Genomic DNA, 20,807 nt, shown 5'->3' with positions numbered 1-20,807 from the left:
CCCCCATGACCTCGCCTGCCAAGATCCGCAATCCGGTGGAAGATCATATGCTCACACCGGAAAATGCCGCCCTCGTCATCATCGATTTCCAGCCGGTGCAGGTCGCTTCCGTTGTGACGATGGAACGGCGGCAGCTCGTTGCCAACGTGGTGGCGGTCGCAAGGACCGCAAAACTTTGTGGACTGCCGATCGTCCTTTCGACGGTCAATGTGAAGACAGGACGCAACCAACCTACCATTCATCAGCTCACCGAAGTCCTGGGCGATCTGACCCCGATCGACAGAACATCGATCAATGCCTGGGAAGACGTTGAGTTTGCGGACGCCGTCCGGGCGAGCGCACGCCGGAAGCTGATCATGGTGGCGCTCTGGACCGAGGTTTGCCTGGTTTTCCCGGCTCTCGATGCATTGAAAGAGGGATTTGACGTCTATCCGGTCGTGGATGCCATTGCAGGAACCTCTCATGAAGCGCATGCTGCGGGTCTTGATCGGATCCTGCAGGCGGGGGCCAAACCGATCACCTGGATACAGCTTGCTTGCGAACTGCAACGGGATTGGGCGCGGGAAGCCACTGTGCCCGGCTTCGCCGAAATCGTGTTTGCGTCAATTCATCCATAGACACGGATGGGGGTTCACATGTCTGCAATTCTGCTACTCACTCTTTTTCATGTATTGATCAGTCTTGTTGCGATCGTGGCAGGCTTCGGTCTGATCCACCGACTGATTATTAACGGAAATGACCGCGTGCTTGCGCAATGGTTTCTGATGACGATCGCGATCACGCTCGTGACCGGCTTCCTGTTTCCCTTTAACGGTGTAACACCGGCCATCAATGTCGGGATCCTCTGCACGGTCATCCTTCTGGTAACGCTCTATGCGCGCTACCGGGCAAGTCTGTTAGGCTTCTGGCGACCGGTCTATGTTGCCGGAGCAACGCTTCTGATGTTCTTGACCACGCTGGTCCTGATCATCCAGTCGTTCCAGAAGATCGGGCCTTTGCACGCTCTGGCACCGGTGGGCAACGAGCCTGCAATCCTCGCCTGCCAGGTGATCCTTCTGCTCGCCTCTCTGGCAGCCGGCATTCTCGCAGTGCTGCGGTTCCGACCGTCCTTGTCGATCCCCGGCGTCACCCTGCCGTCTGCCTGATAAGGCTTGCTGCCGAAACGGATAGGCGGACGATGCTATCGTCCGCCTATCCGTAATGCACGACTTCAGGTCCGGGTAATCGATGTGCCGCCATCCACCAGCGATGCGGTGCCGGTGACGAAGCTTGCATCATCGGAGGCCAGATAGAGTACGGACTTGGCGATTTCCTCGGCCGTTGCAACCCGCTTCAGCGCATGCAGCGCGGTGATGAAGGCCTGCTTTTCCGGCGTGTCGTTCATCTCCCGGTACATGTCCGTGTCGACTGCTCCGGGCAGGATGGAATTGACGCGGATGTTCTTGGAACCGAATTCGGCAGCCAGTGCCTGTGTCAGGCCGATTAGGCCGGACTTGCTCGCTGAATAGGCTGCGACACCCGGAAAAGAATAGCTGTAACCCACGAATGTCGACGTGAAGATGATCGAGCCCGCGCCGTTTTTTTCCATCGCGTCCGCCTGGTGCTTGGCCGCCAAGAACGACGCTGTCAGGTTGATGGCCAGCGTATCGGCAAAACCGTGTTCTGAAACACTTGTCGTCGGCCCGGCTTCGCCCAGAGTGCCGGCATTGTTGAAGGCGATGTCGAGCTTTCCATAGCGCTCGACAGCGGTTGCAACCAGGCGCCGATGATAGTCTTCCTCACGAACGTCTCCGGCGACCGCAATCGCCTGGCCGCCTGCGGCCTCGATCTCAGCAACGAGGCTATCGAGTTCCGCCTGTCGGCGGGCACCGACCACAACCTTCGCTCCCTCGGCGGCAAAGAGCTTTGCCGTTGCCCTGCCAATGCCGGAACTTGCGCCAGTGACGATGGCAACCTTGTTATTCAGCCGTGTCATGTTCTTGTCTCCATTCGGGAGCAGCACCTGCCGCTCCGTTCGATGGACTGAAGATGGCACCTTGCCATTGTTCGGATTAGTCGGCAGATATTGGAACTGAAATCCGGAGATGCCGAACGATGCTGATGCGAACGGAAGGGATTGTGACGTTTGTGGCCGTTGTCGAATGCGGCTCCATCAGCCAGGCGGCACGGCGGTTGAGGCTTTCGAAATCCGTCGTCAGCGAGCGTCTTGCGGAACTAGAAAAGACGCTGGGCAGCCTGCTTCTTCAGCGGACCACCCGGAAGCTCACCTTGACCGAAAGCGGCCAGGCCTTTTTGGAGCGGGCGCGCCGCATAGCCCAGGAGATGGAAGCGGCGGCAGAAGAGATGTCGGAGCGGCGGGGTGAGATCGCGGGGCCCTTGCGCATCGCAGCCCCCGTCACCTTCGGCCGAATGCATCTCGGCCCCGCGCTCTATCCGTTTCTGGTTCAGCACCCAAACCTTGAACTCACGCTTGACATCGACGACCGCAGAGTGGACCCGGCCGCCGACGGCTACGACGCCATCATCCGCCATGGTCCCATATCCGAGTCACGCCTCATAGCCTGGAAGCTGGCACGAAGCCGCCGGATGCTGACGGCCTCAGTCGACTACCTCACGCGGTTCGGCACGCCTCGCACGCTGCAGGATCTCGAAAATCACAAGGGCATATTCTATACAAACCGCGGGATTGCCGACTGGCGCTTCCTGACCGGCAGCGGCAACGTCATCGTACGGGCCAAGCTCGGCCTTGCGATCAACAATGGCGACATGATGCGCGATGCGGCGATAGCGGGCCTCGGTCTGGCGCTCTTGCCGGCTTTCATAGCCGGCCCCGCCATTCGCGATGGCTTGCTGCAGGAAGTAGAGGTCGATCACAAGCCGGAACCGGAATTTATCTTCATGGCCCATCCGCAGGGGCGCCAGCCGCCCGTGAAGCTGCGCGCCATCGCCGATCATCTAAAAACTGCGTTTGGCAATCCACCCTACTGGGATCCATAGATCAGTTTGATGTCTTTTCTCAATGAACACGACATGCTTGCGCTCTTGCTTTCGAAGCCAAGATGGCTGCTTTCGAGTTGTATTTAAGGCTTCCGTATCGACCGAAATGAGGGCGCGAAGCTGCCCTCATCCCTTCGGCCCGTGATGACCGCAATGGGCCGATATCGTTGAAAAACTCGATGGATTATCCGCTCAGACGCCCTCCGTGGTCTTTCGGACGCTGAACTATGCCGTGATCTGCCCCGCGCCTTGGCGCAGGGTGATGGTCGATGCCGCCTTTAGGCGGCGATGGGTCCGCATGGCGGCATCTGAGGCCTGAGTTTGGCCAGCCTCCTCAAGTTCTGTGCCGTTGCCGCGAGCAGGAATGCGTCTCTCGCGCCACATGGTCCTCTAAGCCGCAACCGTGCCATCCGCAAAATGCGTTTGAGGTGAGCGAGGAGCATTTCGACCTTCTTTCGACGATGCCGTGACTGCTCATATTCAGGTGTCTTGGCAATCGCTCTGGCTACATCGCGTGCATCCTCGTTGAGATCGCGCGGTACTTTGCGCATAGGCATGTTCGGGCAGCATCGAGGCTTCAGTTCACACTGATTACAATCCTTCTTGCTGGCACGGAAAAGCCGGGTCCCCTCGGCCGTGATTCCCGATCTGGGTGGATCGTAGGTGCGGTGGAATTGCTTCAGTTCCTTTCCTGCAGGGCAAAGGTACTGCTCTTTCTCAGCGTCCCAGGTGAAGTCGGAACGCGAGAAGGTGCCGTCCGTCCGCTCTGACTTATCGAAGACCGGAATGTGCGGTGCGATCTCCTTCTCTTTGACCAGCCAGGCAAGGTTGTCGGCAGAACCGTAGGCACTGTCGGCCGCGAGGTAGTCGGGCCGCAAGCCGAAGCGGTTCTCGGTCCTGTCGAGCATCGTACGGGATGCCCCAACCTCCGCCTGACGGATTGCCCGTGTCGCCTCCACATCCACAATGACGCCGTGATCGGTATCGATCAGATAATTGGTGGCATAGGCGAAGAAGGCATGGCCTTTGTGCGCACCGGTCCATTGGGCGGCCGGATCGGACGGGGAAATAAACTTCGTCGTCACTGGTGAGGCCGCGCCGAAAGCAGCATCGTCGAGAACGGCCAGATATTCCTGTACCGAGCGGCCAGCATCTTCTTTGGCCTCCCATTCCGAACCGGGCACCGACCGCTGCTTGTTGGCGTCGGCCGCGATCAGGCTGGCATCAACCGCAAATCCTTCCGCACTAACCAGTCCCTGGGCAAGACAGCGTTCCACCACCGTTTCGAACATAAGACGCAGGATGTCGCTTTGCCGGAACCGGCCATGACGATTCTTCGAGAAAGTGGAGTGATCCGGAACTTTGCCATCCACTCCAAGGTGGCAGAACCAGCGATAGGCGAGGTTGAGATGGACCTCCTCACATAGCCGCCGTTCAGACCGTATGCCCATGGAGTAGCCGATGATTAGCATGCGCATCATCAGCTCAGAATCAATCGAGGGGCGGCCGGTATTGCTGTAAAAGGGCTTCAACTGTGCTCGCACACTGTCGAGTTCGAGATGACGGTCGATACCGCGCAGCAGGTGGTCGGTAGGAACGTGATCATCAAGGCTGAAGTCGTAGAAGAGCTGCGCTGGAGCTGCCTGACATCCCATCATCGCTCAATCCCCAAATCAATGAGACGATTGAATCATGCCTATCGTGAAAAGAGAATTCGATTTTATATTCAATCAACAAAGGCTTCGAAACGAACTGGTTTTGCCATGACGCAAGAAAAAACCACAGCCATGCGGCGCATAGTCTCGCTCATCAAGATCGTATGGTCAGTGTCGATCATCGTCGCAGCGACTGCGGTGGGAGCCTTGATTGGTTGGGAGAACCATGGCGTTGTCGGAGCGGTTGCTCTTGGATTCGTTGGCCTCGTGGTTGGTGGCTTCCTGAGTTCGCCTTCGTTACTTCTGCAACTGATTACTTGATATCTCGCCAACGTTGAGCCACCTCACATCGAGGGTGTTTTTCAACGGTATCGGCCGATACCGTTGAAAAAAACCTATTGATCGTCGGCTCTCAAACCTCCACCTTTAACGAGGTTGCGCGGAAGAGGGGAACGCTATGGAAAGGCTTGTGCGAGCCATCGATTTCGTGATCGATATTTTTGGGGCATTGGGCGGTGGCGGACCTGAAACGGTTTTTTGGAGAAATGCTGACCGCGTTGTGGTGGCCATCGCGGCAATGGTCTTATGTTCCGTGCTTTGCTTTATTATTGCCGTTAAGATCATGGCGTGATTCAATCGTCGCATTGATTTGCGGAGGATTGAGCGATGATGGGATGTCAGGTAGCTCCGGCGCAGCTCTTCTAAGACTTCTGCCTTGATGATCACGTTCCAGCCGACCATATGCTGCGCGGCATCGACCGCCATCTCGAATTCGACAGACCCTTCTTGGACTCCGTCTTCAGCCAAGCCGACAGCCGATCCGCGAATGGATCAAGTTTGCTCGGTCGCTCCGGAACCTTGAACTTCGGCTCTACGCCATCCAGGCGCAGATACTTGCGAACCGTATTCCGGGACAGGCCGGTACTGCGGCAAATCTCCCGGATCGATAGATGTTCTCGAAAATGCCAGCGTCGAATTACGCTCAGTAACGCCATGTCGATCACTCCAGAGCCCCCGCTGAAACCTCGCGAGGGATGATTGAAACATGGGTCAAATCTCAGTGATAATTTCCCGCAATCCCGGGTCAGATTTCAGTGCAAATCAACAACCTAACCTTGCTAGCAGTGCAGCCGGACTGGCCGGCGCGACTATCTTGCAGGTGGGGCTATACGAGGATCTTTATCTTCCGATTTCGCTTCCAAGACGATCAGCCGCTTGCCGTCGTTACCCAGCAACAAAAATCGATGAATCCCTTCGCGCTTTTCTCAAAGTCCGCACCGAGACTTTCGATGTGCTCAGGCTTCAGCTTGACGTTCGGCTCAAGAACGACATTCGCGGGACCGCTTGTCATCGAAGAAGCGCCAGCCAGCGGCCTCCAGCAGCCGATTGATTTTTTATGGGCGCCGTCGCTTCCTTGCGTGGTACCAACGCCCATCCCCCGAGAAAATTCAGCTATCATTGCGCCTTCGGAATAAACCCCACAGTAAATCCGAACAATCGGCCAATCTTCCCTAAAGTTTCGAGCGTTGGGTTCGCCGTCCCGGCTTCGATCTCAGCAACTTGGCGCCTGGTGAGCGATAGCGTCTTGGCGAATTCGTCCTGCGTCAAACCAAGCCCTCTTCGGATTTCAACAACAGCCTCAGGTAACCTCAAGTCGCCAGTCCGAGCGCGTTCCGCCAGTGTTCGCCGGTTCTCAAGAATTTCCTCTTTCGTTGGCTTTCTCCATCGAGCCATTTAGCTGTCCTCCGGCATCACTGGCACGCCGCCAGAACGCTCTCCGCGATTTCAATGCAGCGCCCCATTGCACGCTTTAGAATTTCCGGAGACCCACCCATATCTTTCGCCATAGCCGGTGTTTGCCGGAGGTATTCGGCAAACACGGAAAGCTCAGTTGCGAGCGCATTCTGCTCATCAGGATCAGGGATCAGTTCAGCGCAAATGCGTTTCCAATCGGGAAGGTGATCGCGACCACCGTCCCGCATCATGGCCCAGCGGGTGGAACGAACGATCCCCTCTTTGGCGAGCCGCATTGGCGCGAAATCAAAGAGCGGAGACAGGCGGATCGTGCCGTCCTGGTGCTTACTCAGTGCAGAATTTCGGCCATGATTATCGGGATTGCCGAGCGCCAAATTGGCGATGTCCCGCTTCAGGTATTCGACAATGTCCGCGAAGGGATTGGCAGAATATTGGCGCAAAACGTCGATGTAGGCCTCGTGCGAGCCGACATGACCGAAATCAGCAACGCCGATCGCGGATACCAGGCTTTCTTGGCCAAGCCTAACGGTTCCGCCACCTTCTTTTTTCTTCCGGTCGAACCGAGGAATGATCAGGACACTTTCGGCATAGGTCGAAGGTTCGTGCACATTCAGGCCGATCTCTTGAGCGATCCGCGAATAGAGAGCTTCGCCTTCGAGTATAAGGCGGTCCACGGGCTCGTTGCTGCGGACCAGCTTGACAATGACGTGGCGCACGGCCTCACCATCAGTTACGAAGCTGTCGGGATAATAGAGACCGTCCTTCGCTTGGGTCATCGAGACCTTAGGCCATTCGCCTTGCAGGCCACTTGAGCCAGAGGCGAGCATTCCGAAGCGATCGGCGACTTCCATGAAACGATCCGAGCGCTCAAGGATTTCCGCTTCTGTAACCCCTTGGCGCTCAACACCGCGCAGCCGTTCCGTCTCGGCCTCTGCCGCTTCTTTGATCCGGATATTGCCTATGCCGCCCGTCGCCGATCGCAGAAGCAGCGGGAGATCAGAAGCGCGCGAGCCTTCAGCAAGACTGAGGTGCTCGGCAAGCTTTCGCCTTGCATGCCCCTGGGGCATGAGATCCAAGAGGAAGGGCGGCCAGCTGGAGCTGTATCGATTTTCGAGATCAACGGGATATCGGACAGATAACGCGCGATGGTCGCGAACCGTTTTTCCACCCGCGAACTCCGCAGATGCAACTGTGACGAAATAGTCGAGATCGTAATCGACGATGGACGCGCCCTGGAAGCCGGCCGCGTTATCTTTAAGTTCTAGCGTCGCGGCGTGGTGCCACTGGCCATAAAAATGGGCTTGGAGGGTTAGGCGCATTAATTGACCCTTTCAATGGTTCAATTAATGCATATTTTCAATTTATTCAACCCATCAAAGTGGGTTGAATAACTGCCTTTGGAACTGCCAGCTACTGACGCGGTCATTAAAGCTCCTGATCCGGCTGACCATCTTCCGGCCACGCAACGCATTGCCGCAAGCGAACAGCATGAGGGAGAAGCTCAGCACAGGTGTTAGCCATTCATTGGTTAAAGAGGATAACGCCGCGGGCGCGGTCGAGTACACGCCGGTGGCGCTCTGCTACGATGTTCTGGCTTGCCTGCATGCGGACAACCTGCTGCAGCATCTTCAACTGTTCCCGCATTACCTCGAACGCACGGCGCTGAGCAGGCGGCACGCGATTGATAACATCCAGTTCTCCACGCAGGATAGCATTGCGGCCGAAGCGCTCGTCGAGGGCGCGGCTGACGGTTGCAAACTCCTTACTAATGGCGGGATCGAGCGAGCCGGCAGCGACGTCGAGCCTGCCGTTCTTTTTCTTCATCGCCACTGAGAGTTCTGTCAGTGCATCTTCGGCGGACGGCGACAGTCCCGGGATGGCAATGCTCATGCGCTGGCGCTCCTCAGTGATCGCCTCCCTCTCTGCATCAAATGCGGCCCTAAATGAGGTGGCCAATGATCGGACACGGCTTCCCGCCTCCGGGACGGCACGGAAAGCCTCCTTCCGCTCCAGGCCGACAGCGAGCAATTTGTCCATGATACGGCCGGAGCCTCGCAACGCGCCGTAGGCAGCGGGATCATTGCTGATGGCCGCAGCGATCCGCTCACCGGCAAAGCCCTTCAGGATCAGATCTTCAATCTTTCCGACAGCACCTGCCGGATCGCGCCAGATACGCACTGCTGCGTTCACAAGGGCGGCGCGATTTTGACTGTAGTGAGGAACAGCTCGCGCCCTCTCCCGCGCCTCGTGGTCGATCGGGGTTTCAAACTCTGTTACAGCTTCAAGCATTGGCAACACCGGCACCGTCTCTTTCCTAGGCACGACGCTGGCGCCGGTAACGATCCTGGAGCGATCTTTCCTTTCGGCAAGATGCTGCTCTTCGGCAAAGCGGCGTATGGCGGCAAAAAGACGATTGAGCTCTTGGCGCCGGTCGAGGTCAAGGTCGTCCGGCATGCGCTCGATCATGTTGCGCTCGGCAATAGTGTCGGCCTTGTCGGTGAAGGCGGACCAGCCGAAGCGAGCGTTGAGAGCGTCGTTGACCCCCCTCACCTCTTGAACAAAAAGGCGATCCTCCGCCGCGTAGGAGAAGGCCGTCTTGTAGGCATCCTTGCCACCGCGCTCGCGTACGGCTTCGATTTCGGCAAGTTGCGCCATAGCCGGTTTGGAAAGCGCCGGGATCGACAACGACATATGCGCGCGCCGTTGCTCCTCTCGCATGCCGAAGCGTTCGACCTGGCGGCGGAACTCTGTGGCATGTGCACGCGCCAGCGGCAGCAATTCGCACAAGGCCGACACCGCCGCATTGCGCTCGGAGCGGGCCGCGCGGCCATCGACAAGAAGATCCGATCCATGCAGACGGCCGAGGCGCTGCGGCGAGGCCTCAAGGTCGTCGGCAAGCTCGCGGGGCGCAATCCGCGCGTCGGAGGCAAGCGTGTTCAGTCTGGCAAGCGCGCCTTCAGGATCGCGATAGATCTTTTGCAAGGCTGGGCGAAGAATGGCGTCGCGTTCCTTCCAGTGATCCGAGCGAAGCTGCGCGCGGCGGGCATCCTCGCCGACACCACGGGAAAACAATGTTGTCGGCGGGATGAGATATTGTCGATCCGTCGGAATTTTTGCCGTCCGGGTTTCGGCGCGTTCCTCACTATAGGAAACACGCTTCGCGCTTTCGATCGCGAGGCCGAGCGCCACGCTCGCCCGCTCCCAAAGCTTCGCCACTTGCTCGCGCTTCTGCGCCAGCCACGCCAGCTGCCGCGCCGCCCCGTCCTCCATCCAGGCTGCGACCCCGGAGAGCGTATAGATACCGCGACGCTGGGCAAAATCGCGGGCGTGCGCCCGGTAGCCGGCCTCGCTCTCGAAATCGAGGGTCGTCGTCTTGGCGCCGGAGCGGCCAAGACGCTCCACCAGTTGCTTGAACAGTTCCGGCCGATGGCTCTCCTCCTCGAGGCGCTGCCGGCGAACCTCTCCCGTTTCAATCCGTTTGGCAGTCCAGACGTTTCGATCGACCGTCCGTTCCTCGAGCCTCTTCTCTCCGGTTTTTTCGTCGATGACGGGCACCGTCACCGTCACCCGTTCGACACCGTCCTTGCGCAGCGCCACCGTGTCGCCTTCCGACACGCCGGCCTCCTCCAGGGCCTTTGGAAGGCTCACGCCCCAGAGCCGATGCACGCTTCCGTCGTCCGTTTTCACATCGGCATAGGGGGTTTGATCGGCATCCTCTTCCTGCGGCCGGAATTTCGCATTGCCGGTTTCGACCAGCTCGCCCGTGATGCCGGCGGCATGATCGGCCCGGGATCTTTTCTCCCATTCCGGCTTCGGCTCAAAGTCCTCGCGAGCGGCATAAAGGTCGGCCCGATCGCGATGGCGGGTCATCGACACGTACGTCAGGTGCTGATCCATCATGCCGGTTGCGAGCACGAATGTCCTGTCGACGGTCGCACCTTGGGACTTGTGAATGGTCGCGGCATAACCGTGATCGACATTGCGATAGCTGTCTTCGCTAATGACGACATCCGGGCCATTATCGAGACGAACCGATAGTTGTGGGTCGCCGTGCGTGTCGCCGGTGTAGACGACCGTGCCGAGCATGCCGTTTTTGACATATTGGGGTCCAAGCTTTTGCGCACGCGGCTCGAGGAACCTGGCGTTTTGGAGGAAGATGATCCGGTCGCCGACGGCGAACTCCCGCACGCCTCGTTCCGTTTGAAATTCACGAGAGACGGTCAGGGCGCCTTCATCTTTCATGACGTTGCGCAGCGCTTCATTGAGCCGCCTTACGTCGTCATTGGTATGGGCGAGAACGAGCAGTTCGTCACCACGCATGCGAACCGACTGTTCTTTATCGGCATATTGCTGGATGAGGTCGCGGCGAGCGCTCGTCCAGTCAGCAACGATACGCTCCACAGCTTCAGCCCGGCTCTCCGCCTCGACAATATGCCCCCGCTGCGCATAGGCATCCAGCCCCTCCTCGACCTTGCCGCGGGCGAAAAGACGGGAGGCCTCTCGCGCCCACTCCTCACGCTGGCGCCGCACACCGGCAAGTTCGGCAAAACCGATCCGTTCGGAAATTGCCCGAAAGGCTGCGCCGGCCTGGATCGGTTGAAGCTGCATTGCATCGCCGACCAGAACCACCTTGGCTCCGGCCTCCTCGGCGCGCTTGAGCACACGCGCCATCTGCTGCGACGAGACCATGCCAGCTTCATCGATGACAAAGATGTCCCGCCGGTCGAGGAGATCGCGTCCGTTATGCCAGGCTAGTTCCCAGTAGGCGAGCGTGCGCGATCTGATGCCGGAACTGTCCTCAAGCCCCTCGGCCGCCTTGCCGGCAAGCGCCGCCCCGAAGACGCGGTGGTTGTCGCTCTCCCAGGCGACGCGCGCCGCGGCAAGCAGCGTCGATTTGCCCGCACCGGCAAGCCCGATCACAGCAGCGATGCCAGTGTCGCCGGCGACATGATGGACGGCCTCCACCTGTTCGCGATCAAGCGTGAACAGATTTTCCGGATTGGCGGTTTCTATGGTTCTGACAGCCGCCGCAATTTTCGCATTGGCGACGCCGAAGCCCTTGCGCCGGGCCAGAACTTCCGCCGACTGCGCCATGTCGTATTCGGTGCGCAGGATATCGCGTGTGGTGAAGACCGCAGGTTCGGCCACCTTGCCGGTCTGCAGGTTAGCCTGTTGCGGCTTCAACAGCACGAGGTCATTGGAGGCCATCAGCTTGGCACGCATATTGGCGAAATCAGCGGGATCGTCGACATAGCGGTGCAGAGCCTTGGCGATGTCCCGTTCGTCGAAGGTGGAGCGCTCGTTGCCGAGTTGTTTCAGGAGTAGATGCGGATCGGCCAGCAACCGGTCGGCCATCTCCTGCCGGCGCGCGAGATCGGCCGGCGCGAAATGCATCGCGACACCCTTGCGGGCAAGCGCTGCCTTTTCCGGCCCGAGATGTTTCTGGGCAATCCCGTCGAGCCCCTGTTCGGCATAGGAACGCCCGTCGAGGCGGATCTCATGGCCGGCAAGCCCCAGATGCCGATTGGCCGTATCCGCCCAGGCGATCTTCCATGCCTTCATGGTTTCCTTGTCGCCGGCCCAGAGCCTGTAGACGATCTTGCCCTTCGGTCGGTCCGGCGTGACGACCCGCAACGGCTCGCCGTCGGCGCCAAGCACCGGCACTTTCTTCGGCCCGAAACCCTGTTCCGTCAGAGGTCGAAGCGCGGTCATCAGGTGGATGTGTGGATTGCCTTGCCGGTCATGATAAACCCAGTCGGCGATCATGCCCTTGGACGTCAGATTGTCCCGGACGAACTCGCGCACAAGGGCTATGTTCTCTGATCGCGTCAACTCTTCCGGAAGCGCGATGATCACCTCGCGGGCAAGCTGCGCGTCGGCACGAGTTTCGAATGCGTCCACTGCATTCCAAAGAGCTTCGCTGGCCGCAACGACGCTCTTCCCATCGATGGCCGCGCGCAGCCAGGCCGGTACCTGGTCCGGCAGCGCCAACTCTTCGTGTTTCAGTTCGGCGCCGCCGCCACGGTAACTGAAGGAGGTTCCGGCCTGTTCGTCCATCATCCGCGCCCGATGACGATAGGCGGCGGCCGAAACGATACTGCGTCCCGCTCCCCTGCTGATCACCTGCGCTCTGACGAACATGATCGCCACTAACGTCTCCAGTCCTTCCAGGCACGTCGCGTCAGCGACGTATATTGCGCCCTCAAATCAATCGGCCTGACAAGACCGATGCTGCTTTTCCGGAAGACGGCCCTGCTGGGATTTCCAATATCGACGTTTGGGGGCTTGTGTACGGTAGCGCGTTTGACTAACATTTTCTAGTCAGTTAAATGACGGAATAGAAATTTCCAAAGACGTTGAAAGGACTTGATTATGGCCACCAAGCCTGCGCTCATGGATATTGATGCTCAAATCGAGAAGCTTCGCGAACGACGAAAAACTTTAATAGTAAAATCAGCTGATCGTTTCGCGCGTGCGGCGACGAAGTCGGGATTGGCGGAGATGGAGATCGCTGACGAGGAGGTGGATCGCATCTTCGACGAGATCGCAGCGCGATTTCGCAACGGCGAGAAGAAGCAGGCCGCTGGCTCACCTGCTTCGCCGCGTGGACAGGCAAATGGAGCGACTGGTTCGGAAACGGAGGTTCCACATGACAGCTGACCGAAAGAAGGGAGCGAGAGAAAAGTTCTTGCTCGGCGACATTGTCGTTCGCGCGGGCCTGTCGAACGCCGATCGGGCTTTCCTGCTTGGCGGGCTTCTCGAAATGAAGCGGGTCGTGCCGGGGACACCTGAACATCGGCGTCTGTGCGATATCGGAGAGCTGGCCTTCAGGGATGCGGCATCCAACGGCGGGTTAGAACGCTTTTTGAAGGTGGCGGAATGAAGGGAAAGGCCAAACAGCATCCGAGCCTGTTGCTCATGATCATTCCCATCGCCGTCACCGGATTTTCCTTTTACGTCGCCCACTGGCGTTGGCCTGAATTGGCGACCGGCATCACGGGCAAGACGCAATACTGGTTCCTTCGGGCGTCACCGGTGCCCGTTCTTTTGTTCGGGCCGCTGGCTGGATTGCTGGCGGTCTGGGCGCTGCCCCTCCATCGGCGAAGACCCGTGGCGTTGGCAAGCTTTCTCTGCTTTCTCCTGATGGCCGGCTTTTACGGGTTGCGCGAGTTCGGGCGGCTTCAGCCGCTCGTAGAGAGCGGTGTGCTGACCTGGGATCGGGCGCTCTCATTCGTCGACATGATTGCGGTCGTTGGCGCAGCGATGGGATTCATGGCGGCCGCGGTCGCGGCGCGCATCTCCAGCGTCGTGCCCGAACAGGTGACGCGCGCCAGGCGCGGAACATTCGGAGATGCAGACTGGCTGCCGATGTCGGCGGCGGCACGGCTGTTTCCCGATGATGGTGAAATCGTTATCGGTGAGCGCTACAGGGTCGACAAGGAACTCGTCCATGAGCTGCCGTTCGATCCAAACGATCCGGCCACCTGGGGACGCGGTGGCAAAGCCCCGCTGCTGACCTACGCCCAGGATTTCGATTCGACCCATATGCTTTTCTTCGCAGGCTCTGGTGGCTTCAAGACCACCAGCAACGTCGTGCCGACGGCGCTCAGATATACGGGTCCGCTCATTTGCCTGGATCCGTCCACCGAGGTGGCCCCGATGGTCGTTGACCACCGAAGAGATAAACTCGACCGAGAGGTTGTTGTGCTCGATCCGGCAAATCCGGTCATGGGATTTAACGTGCTCGACGGCATCGAGCACTCGCTAAAAAAGGAAGAGGACATTGTCGGCATCGCGCACATGTTGCTCTCGGAAAGCGTGCGCTTCGAATCGTCGACTGGCTCTTACTTCCAATCGCAGGCGCACAATCTGCTGACCGGTCTTCTGGCGCATGTGATGCTGTCACCGGAATATGCAGGACGACGAAACCTGCGCAGCCTGCGCCAGATCGTCTCCGAGCCGGAAACCTCCGTGCTCGCCATGCTGCGCGACGTACAGGAACACTCCGCGTCCGCCTTCATCCGCGAAACGCTCGGCGTCTTTGTTAACATGACCGAGCAAACGTTCTCAGGCGTATATTCGACGGCATCGAAGGATACGCAATGGCTGTCGCTCGATAATTACGCGGCACTGGTTTGCGGCAACACGTTCAAATCGAACGAGATCGCTGGCGGAAAGAAAGACGTGTTTATCAACATTCCGGCATCGATCCTGCGGTCCTATCCCGGTATCGGTCGGGTGATCATCGGCTCGCTGATCAACGCGATGATCGAAGCGGATGGTGCGTTCAAGAGGCGAGCGTTGTTCATTTTGGACGAAGTCGATCTGCTTGGCTACATGCGCGTGCTTGAAGAGGCTCGCGATCGCGGTCGCAAATATGGCGTTAGCATGATGCTGATGTACCAGTCCGTCGGGCAACTGGAACGGCACTTCGGAAAAGACGGTGCGGTGTCGTGGATCGACGGCTGCGCTTTCGCGAGTTACGCCGCGATCAAGGCACTGGATACCGCCCGCAACGTCTCTGCCCAATGTGGAGAAATGACCGTCGAAGTCAAAGGCAGTTCTCGCAATCTCGGCTGGGGTACGAAAAACAGTACGTCGCGGAAATCCGAAAGCATCACTTTCCAGCGCCGGCCGCTCATTATGCCGCACGAAATCACCCAATCGATGCGCAAGGACGAGCAGATCATTATCGTCCAGGGCCATAGTCCGATCCGCTGCGGGCGGGCGATCTATTTCAGGCGGAAGGACATGGATATGCACGCCAGGCCCAACAGGTTTGCCAAGCTGGGACCTTGACGGCTCAGGCGTTTTCTTGCGGACCGTATTCGGCTTCTATTGGCCATTTCGTTGCCTTCATCAGCGCCAGTGCCGCGTCTATCGCCTTCTAGCGCTTCGATCAGGTCGTTGTGTCTCGTTGAAGGATGAGCATGGACACCGAAGAATTGACGATCTGCTAGCTCAACCCGTCCTAGTGCCTCTCCAGCGTAGATGACAGATGCTCCTGTATCGTAGTCGTCGCGGTCGCCGCAATGGATGCCATTTGATCCTCCTTTTTCGAAAACATGCGATGCCTGAACATGGACCTACTGACGATTGGAAGCGAAGACAGCTCGCCATCTGATTTACCGGCTGTGCTCACCTCGACGATCGCGCCCGGACGTGTCGTTCAGACCGGGAAGCTTGAGCGTCAGGATGATCGGACACTGCCGACACCGCAACAGGCATCCATCACAGAAATGAATCGGAAGCGACCTTTCGATTCATAAGTCTCGTTGGACCAGATCGCGAGCATCGCCGATCATGCGGGGATGGGAACACACCACTACCAGCTTTATTGCCAGAGGATCGACGCCAACAGGAACATGGCCCGATATTACGCACTTGCGATCCGGCCAACCCTTTTTGGCGAAATAGCCGTCGTGCGAAGCTGGGGACGGATCGGCAAGGCTGGCGGGGAGATGACCGAGGTGTTCGGCAATGAGAATGATGCGATATCGCGCTTTCTCGAACTGGTACTGCAGAAGCGCAAAAGGGGCTATCAACCGGCAAGAAACTGTGGAAACCCCGGCAGGAGCGCCACTCTAAGGACATCACCGCATGACAACGTAACGATCGCCTGAAAGGGTTTTCCCGTCTTTAACGAGGAAACCGTCATGACCACAACCAATGAAATCGCCGAAAAGATCGCATCCGAACAGAACCTGACCAAAGCCCAGGCGAAATCGATCGTCGAAACCGTCTTCGCGTCGATCACGACGGCAGCCACGTCTGGAGCGGAAACATCTATCCCGGGATTCGGCAAGTTCAAGATCAAGGATACCCCGGAGCGTGAGGCTCGCAATCCGGCAACCGGCGCCACCATCAAGGTTGCCGCTGCGAAGAAGCTTACGTTTCAGCCTGCCAAAGCACTGAAAGATGTGCTGAACAAGTAAGCCGCACCGCGGTAAGCGGGGTCATCAGGGGGGGAGCCGCCAAAGGCAGACGGCGCAGCGTCATCGGCGCTGTTTGCCATCACGCTTAAGCTGATCTCGATCTCGATGGCAATCGGACGGTGGTGGCAGCATTGCGGGTGTATGCCACCCTCAGAAGGGCGGCACGGCGTCAACGGAACCGTCCTGCTCGGCCATGATAACGGCCAGTTCGGCCAGAGCCAGTTCCAGCTCCGCGGCAATCTGGCGACGCTCGTCTGGGTGGCAATGGTTCATCTCGGCGCGCAGTTCTTCGATATGTTGTTCCAGTAGCATCGTCATCTCCTTGACGTTTGAGAAAGATGACGCCGCGGGACGTGAGGAAATGACGGGGTCAGGGATCGCGTCGGCGACCGCCAGAGGCGGCGAGTGGGGTGCCGGTTTTGTTGAAGCGCAGGGAACCGGAGCGGAAGCAAAATCGGGGGGCCACGCGAAGTCCTTGAGGCCGGCATTTGCTCGCGGCACGATTGGTCACTCTGAGCAGACCCCGCCTCTCCGTATCGCGACCAGGAGAAGAAGCGGGCTAGATGCCCGGTTCCTTCTTGGTTTGAACAAGGGAAAAGCCCCGCCGTTTCCGGCAGGGCTTCGTCTTTGATCAGGCGTCGCGCTTCGGGCGGTTCCAGACCAACGTATAGTCGCCTTCCCTCTCGGTCGGCCAAAGTGCCGCATTGATCGGGGCCGGGAAGCTCGGATCGTCGAGCTTGACCGAGATGTAGGGCTCTCCGTCGCCGGAAACCTGGCTCCAGGCGGCGCCGACTTCGGCCGCTCCGGACATGATCCGGAAGTCGGGAGCGTCGCGGGATGTGCGTTCGATCGGGTTCAGACGGGCCTTCATGGAGACCGTCAGAGTGCGTACGTGGCCGAGGATGGTGTTGCCGTTGGTGGTGAATTCGCCGATGATTGCCATTGTCGTGATCCTTTCGGTTTGATCGGGCCGCGACCATCGCGTCCTCGATGACTGTCGATTTGATCGGGGACGATCGGACCGCATCCTTAAGGGACCGGAATGCAATGGAGGGCGGCGGGAGACGGCTTTCTTGGACCGCGAGGAATGCGAACGCAGGTCGCAGGGGAAGAAAGGGGGCGATGCCGTTGCGGGAAAACGATCGAGGCGCAGCCGCTGTTCGATCGGACATGTCAAATCGAGGCCGCGTTGGCCGCGCCCACTTCCTATGCCCGAATGGATGGCAGCAATGGCCACATCGATCGTTTGGGCATTGCCGGGCCAATGCGACAAGTCCGGTGAGCGTCGCCGAACTTTCCGTGTCGATGGCGGCTCCGGTTTTCGATCGGGCACATGTCGCCCATGCTTGCTCGTATCCGCAAGAATGACCTGTTGCTGATGCAGGACGCATTAGGGCCAGTCGCAGCAAAACTGGCTCGCGTCCGCACGGCACAAGATCGCCTTCGCTTTCCTCCCGAACGGTCAATCCGCGCTGCCCGGATTCAGATTTTGGGAGCAGTACCAAAGGACGCTCTAAAATGAGAGGGGCGCTATTACACTGCCTCCCTCGTCGCGCAGGCATACGCCCTTGGCTGAAGACCGTGGAGATAATTGACCGCCCGCTGCGCATGCGCGGCCGCCTGGAAAATTGCACGTTTGTCGTTGGCCAGCACCGAGAGCCATGACTGCAGATAGGACGCGTGATCCGGCCGCGGCTCAAGTTCCGGCGCGATACCGAGGTCAGCGCAGAGGAAGCAACTGCCAAGTTCGGCAATGAGTTCTTCCCGCGCGCGCTCCGTCCGGTCCTTGGCATAGCGCGACAGGTCGCGTCCCACGCGATGTTCTGCCGCCGTCCAGTGGGTCGCCTCATGGCTGAGGACTGCCGCATACCCGGCGGCATCGCGGAAGGCTTCGAACGGTGGCATCTGGATATAGTCCATGGCCGGAGAATAGTATGCCTGGTTGCCGCCGTGCCGAATGACTGCGCCGGTATTGCGGAAGAACTCGTCGGCGTGACCGATGCGCTCGATCGGGCTCAGGAGCGGTTCGGGTACGCCATGATAGTGGTCAGGCAGGCCGTCGATCTGCGCCACGTTGAACACCGTGTACGATTTAAGGAACGGAATATCGCGCTCCACCTCGCCGCCATTGCTGTCGGTCTCCGACTTGGTGAAGCGGCTTGCATAGATGACCGTCGTTCCGGTCTCGCCCTTGCGAACAGCTCCATCCAGCTGCAAGGCCTGTTTGAACGTCATCCATGTCGGCGAGACATAGCCCCTCGCTGTGCTCTCCGACCACAACAGCAGCACGTTGAGACCGCTATAGGCTTCGCCGTTGTGGCGCAGCGGCCGGGTGATCCGTCCGGTCGTGTTTGCGGCCGACCAGGGCTTCATCCACGGACGGACGCCTTTTTCCAGATCCGCAACGATCCTGTCGGTGATCCGCGCATAGAGATCGGCGCGCTCGCCCTGCCCTTTTCTTTTCATATCCTTGAACCTCCGTTTTCGGAGGTCGCGACCATCGCGACCCCGTCACGTCGGTCAAAAGCCGGGCAGATCAGGGATGAGCGCACGCGGAACGCGCCGTAACAACGTGAAGGAGGGCGAAGCCCTTGCGCGAGACCCTCGGCCCGGCAGACCGAAGGCGGGACGGGGTAGCAATGGACAGATTACCGATCTTCATCCGCAGCCAAGGCGAGGGCTTCGCCAGCAAGACCACTTTCTGCCGCACGGCAGCGGACGGAATCTTAGCAACGGCGCGGTTGAGGTTGGGACCTTCTGTCGACGCATTGAAGTCGCGTCCCGTCGTAGATTCGAGGTGGTGGCCGGCACAGGCCCTCGTGACTTCGAGCTGACGAGAACAGGACACCTTCGTCGACGTGAACAAAGGCGGGGCCGGAGCCCCGCCGTGATGGATGTTATTCGAAGGCTGACAGCTGGACTGCTGCCGCCTTGCGGTCGAGCGTCTGGCCGGGATTTTCGACCGGCCGGTCGAAGGGTTTCCATGTTTCGCCCACCACCTGCTCATAGGCTGCGACAGCGCCGACGGCCGCCATTCTGAGCGCATGTGCCTGGATGCCCATGTCGGCTGCGAATTCGCGCTTGCGCTGGGCGGCGCTCTCATAGCCGACCGGACCGTCGAGATCCTCGTCGCGGGCATCCGCAGCGCTCTTGGCGGTGGCGTTCCGCGCCTCGGTGACGGCGCGGGAGTAGAACTGACCGGCGCCATGGGCCGATCCGACATAGGCCCCGACGATGCGCTGCAGATGGATCTGCATCGCCCGGTCGCCAAGGCCATCGGAAAGTGCGGTGGCGGTTTCGACGATCAGGCGCTCGTGCATGTCACGGATGCCATCGCTGTCGACAATGGCGATCCCGAAGCTTTCGGCGATCCGAAGCGCCTGTGTTTCATCGGGGCATGAAAGGCGAACCATTTCGAGGGTGGCGCCTCTGCGCAGCGGCACGACGCGGGCGGATTGGCGGATTGATTGACGGGATTGGGTTGCTGACTTTGCCATGGTGGTCTCCTTTGCTTCGCCGAAGTGTCGGCCCCCTGGCCGCTCTGTCCTTCGGTGCGGTCGAAAGGAACAGGCGCAATCCGGGCGGATCAGGGCCCGGGCAGGCCAGATCGAGCGAAGCAGGCAGGCGGTCAAGCAGGGGTGACAAGCCCTTGCGAAGCCCGCGTGCCTGCTTTGTCGAGAGCGGCATGATCGGCCGCCCCGCGGCGCGACAGCGGCCTTGAACCGAACGGGCGCCGGTTCAGACGCCACGAAACCGAAGGACGGAACGGCCAGAGGCAAACCTCGGATGCCGAAGCTGAGAGGAAACCACGCTAGACCTGCGCCAGGCCGCGCCGATCCAACGTCCAAGCCGCAGCTTGCACAGTCATCACAACCGCCGACGTCACTATCGGCTCGTGGTCCCGTTTGGCCTGAGCCACCCGGCAGATGTGCACGGGCACGCAATGATGCGATTGCATCCTCCTGTCGCGCGAGCGTTCACGAAAGTCCATCGACGGAGGAATTATGCCGCATAACCGAGACAATCGTCCGCAGTGCGCGACCAAATATGTTCCAGCTTCTCGTCGTGCTTCATCACAAGGGAGGGCCTGGATTCGCGTTCGATGACAGCGCTTTGCATGCGTTCGGGCGAGCTCTTGTCGGCCAGGTCGCAATAACCGCGGAAGTGCCAGAGGCACCCGTCGACCGGCAGAGAGAAGAGGATGCTGGTGACCAAACCGTTCGGGAATTCGCGCATGGCGAATATCCCGGCCTTTATCGAGAGCGGCGGCAGTATCTCAAACGTGTAGTCGCGGGATGCGTCGGCGATCTCGAACCATTCGCCGCTGTAGAGCGCGCTGTCGTCCCACTCCCATACATGCTCAGCCTCGTTCGGTAATGATCGCGCTGATGTGGCACCCATGGCTGCACACCAACTCTACTGTTTTCCAAAAAAATGCTGCGGGGGCCCTCGAGGGACGCCAAGC

At 59.3% G+C, this 20,807-nt stretch carries 20 protein-coding genes and 2 pseudogenes; 10 read left to right on the top strand and 12 right to left on the bottom strand.

The window, feature by feature from the left end; translation table 11 throughout:
• The first annotated feature begins 5 nt into the window (after window positions 1-5).
• Together ACZ5A6_RS25555 and ACZ5A6_RS25550 are read left to right on the top strand one after the other, a co-directional pair.
• Window positions 6-617 carry a hydrolase gene (locus tag ACZ5A6_RS25555; protein ID WP_111791056.1) on the top strand — a complete coding sequence of 204 codons (612 nt, stop codon included), beginning with the start codon at window positions 6-8 and terminating at the stop codon, window positions 615-617.
• Window positions 618-635: 18 nt separating this feature from the next.
• On the top strand, window positions 636-1,145 hold the full coding sequence (locus tag ACZ5A6_RS25550; protein ID WP_111791068.1) for a hypothetical protein: 510 nt from the start codon (window positions 636-638) through the stop codon (window positions 1,143-1,145).
• A 65-nt stretch (window positions 1,146-1,210) separates the two neighbouring features.
• Here the strand turns inward: ACZ5A6_RS25550 and ACZ5A6_RS25545 are convergent, their stop codons facing one another.
• Window positions 1,211-1,975, bottom strand: a complete 765-nt coding sequence (locus ACZ5A6_RS25545; RefSeq protein ID WP_111791057.1) for an SDR family oxidoreductase — start codon at window positions 1,973-1,975, stop codon at window positions 1,211-1,213.
• Window positions 1,976-2,097: 122 nt separating this feature from the next.
• Here ACZ5A6_RS25545 and ACZ5A6_RS25540 point away from each other — a divergent pair, with 122 nt between their 5' ends.
• Entirely contained in the window at window positions 2,098-2,997 is a 900-nt protein-coding gene (locus ACZ5A6_RS25540; protein WP_111791069.1) for a LysR family transcriptional regulator, read from the top strand.
• 278 nt (window positions 2,998-3,275) lie between these two features.
• Here ACZ5A6_RS25540 and ACZ5A6_RS25535 read toward each other — a convergent pair whose 3' ends face one another.
• Entirely contained in the window at window positions 3,276-4,655 is a 1,380-nt protein-coding gene (locus ACZ5A6_RS25535) for a transposase (RefSeq protein ID WP_111791058.1), read from the bottom strand.
• Window positions 4,656-4,682: 27 nt separating this feature from the next.
• On the opposite strand from ACZ5A6_RS25535, the gene ACZ5A6_RS25530 reads away from it, so the two are divergent.
• Window positions 4,683-4,973 carry a hypothetical protein gene (locus ACZ5A6_RS25530; RefSeq protein ID WP_464111440.1) on the top strand — a complete coding sequence of 97 codons (291 nt, stop codon included), beginning with the start codon at window positions 4,683-4,685 and terminating at the stop codon, window positions 4,971-4,973.
• A 136-nt stretch (window positions 4,974-5,109) separates the two neighbouring features.
• Window positions 5,110-5,283 (top strand): hypothetical protein, encoded by a 174-nt coding sequence (locus ACZ5A6_RS25525; protein WP_162705312.1) that lies wholly within the window; start codon window positions 5,110-5,112, stop codon window positions 5,281-5,283.
• A gap of 133 nt (window positions 5,284-5,416) precedes the next feature.
• Here ACZ5A6_RS25525 and ACZ5A6_RS25520 read toward each other — a convergent pair.
• From ACZ5A6_RS25520 to traA, 5 genes and pseudogenes are all read right to left on the bottom strand, one after another.
• Window positions 5,417-5,647 (bottom strand): annotated as a pseudogene (locus ACZ5A6_RS25520) (IS21 family transposase); the annotation flags it as partial.
• A 171-nt stretch (window positions 5,648-5,818) separates the two neighbouring features.
• Window positions 5,819-6,080: pseudogene (locus ACZ5A6_RS25515) on the bottom strand (DEAD/DEAH box helicase family protein); the annotation flags it as partial.
• Between the two features lie 27 nt (window positions 6,081-6,107).
• On the bottom strand, window positions 6,108-6,386 hold the full coding sequence (locus ACZ5A6_RS25510; RefSeq protein ID WP_003517384.1) for a helix-turn-helix transcriptional regulator: 279 nt from the start codon (window positions 6,384-6,386) through the stop codon (window positions 6,108-6,110).
• 17 nt (window positions 6,387-6,403) lie between these two features.
• Complete coding sequence (locus ACZ5A6_RS25505) at window positions 6,404-7,726, bottom strand: type II toxin-antitoxin system HipA family toxin (protein WP_111791059.1); 1,323 nt, start codon at window positions 7,724-7,726, stop codon at window positions 6,404-6,406.
• A 202-nt stretch (window positions 7,727-7,928) separates the two neighbouring features.
• Entirely contained in the window at window positions 7,929-12,557 is a 4,629-nt protein-coding gene (gene traA, locus ACZ5A6_RS25500; RefSeq protein ID WP_111791061.1) for a Ti-type conjugative transfer relaxase TraA, read from the bottom strand.
• 222 nt (window positions 12,558-12,779) lie between these two features.
• On the opposite strand from traA, the gene ACZ5A6_RS25495 reads away from it, so the two are divergent.
• The 5 genes from ACZ5A6_RS25495 to ACZ5A6_RS25475 all read left to right on the top strand — a co-directional run bounded on the left by ACZ5A6_RS25495 (window position 12,780) and on the right by ACZ5A6_RS25475 (window position 16,342).
• Complete coding sequence (locus tag ACZ5A6_RS25495; protein ID WP_111791062.1) at window positions 12,780-13,067, top strand: TraC family protein; 288 nt, start codon at window positions 12,780-12,782, stop codon at window positions 13,065-13,067.
• Window positions 13,057-13,290 (top strand): conjugal transfer protein TraD, encoded by a 234-nt coding sequence (locus tag ACZ5A6_RS25490; RefSeq protein WP_111791063.1) that lies wholly within the window; start codon window positions 13,057-13,059, stop codon window positions 13,288-13,290. The genes ACZ5A6_RS25495 and ACZ5A6_RS25490 overlap by 11 nt, the downstream gene beginning before the upstream one ends.
• Complete coding sequence (traG, locus tag ACZ5A6_RS25485; RefSeq protein WP_111791064.1) at window positions 13,287-15,206, top strand: Ti-type conjugative transfer system protein TraG; 1,920 nt, start codon at window positions 13,287-13,289, stop codon at window positions 15,204-15,206. Before ACZ5A6_RS25490 ends, traG begins: the two co-directional genes overlap by 4 nt.
• A gap of 512 nt (window positions 15,207-15,718) precedes the next feature.
• Complete coding sequence (locus ACZ5A6_RS25480; RefSeq protein ID WP_060642167.1) at window positions 15,719-16,030, top strand: WGR domain-containing protein; 312 nt, start codon at window positions 15,719-15,721, stop codon at window positions 16,028-16,030.
• Window positions 16,031-16,063: 33 nt separating this feature from the next.
• On the top strand, window positions 16,064-16,342 hold the full coding sequence (locus ACZ5A6_RS25475) for an HU family DNA-binding protein (protein WP_003517400.1): 279 nt from the start codon (window positions 16,064-16,066) through the stop codon (window positions 16,340-16,342).
• A gap of 150 nt (window positions 16,343-16,492) precedes the next feature.
• On the opposite strand, the gene ACZ5A6_RS25470 is transcribed toward ACZ5A6_RS25475, so the two are convergent.
• The 5 genes from ACZ5A6_RS25470 to ACZ5A6_RS25450 form a co-directional block, all read right to left on the bottom strand.
• Window positions 16,493-16,654 (bottom strand): hypothetical protein, encoded by a 162-nt coding sequence (locus tag ACZ5A6_RS25470; RefSeq protein WP_019565695.1) that lies wholly within the window; start codon window positions 16,652-16,654, stop codon window positions 16,493-16,495.
• A 319-nt stretch (window positions 16,655-16,973) separates the two neighbouring features.
• On the bottom strand, window positions 16,974-17,285 hold the full coding sequence (locus tag ACZ5A6_RS25465; protein WP_003517402.1) for a DUF736 domain-containing protein: 312 nt from the start codon (window positions 17,283-17,285) through the stop codon (window positions 16,974-16,976).
• Between the two features lie 590 nt (window positions 17,286-17,875).
• Window positions 17,876-18,808, bottom strand: coding sequence for an ArdC family protein (locus tag ACZ5A6_RS25460; protein WP_111791079.1), 933 nt, complete (start codon window positions 18,806-18,808; stop codon window positions 17,876-17,878).
• 431 nt (window positions 18,809-19,239) lie between these two features.
• A complete protein-coding gene (locus tag ACZ5A6_RS25455; RefSeq protein WP_111791078.1) occupies window positions 19,240-19,839 on the bottom strand; it encodes a hypothetical protein in 600 nt (199 codons plus the stop codon).
• Window positions 19,840-20,344: 505 nt separating this feature from the next.
• Window positions 20,345-20,743: a DUF1419 domain-containing protein gene (locus tag ACZ5A6_RS25450; RefSeq protein ID WP_111791077.1), complete on the bottom strand. Its 399-nt coding sequence runs from the start codon at window positions 20,741-20,743 to the stop codon at window positions 20,345-20,347.
• Window positions 20,744-20,807 lie beyond the last annotated feature (64 nt).

Source organism: Agrobacterium sp. 6Ca8, from assembly GCF_055382765.1.
Note: the sequence above shows the minus strand (reverse complement) of the source record. Positions and strands in the feature narration are given on the sequence as shown.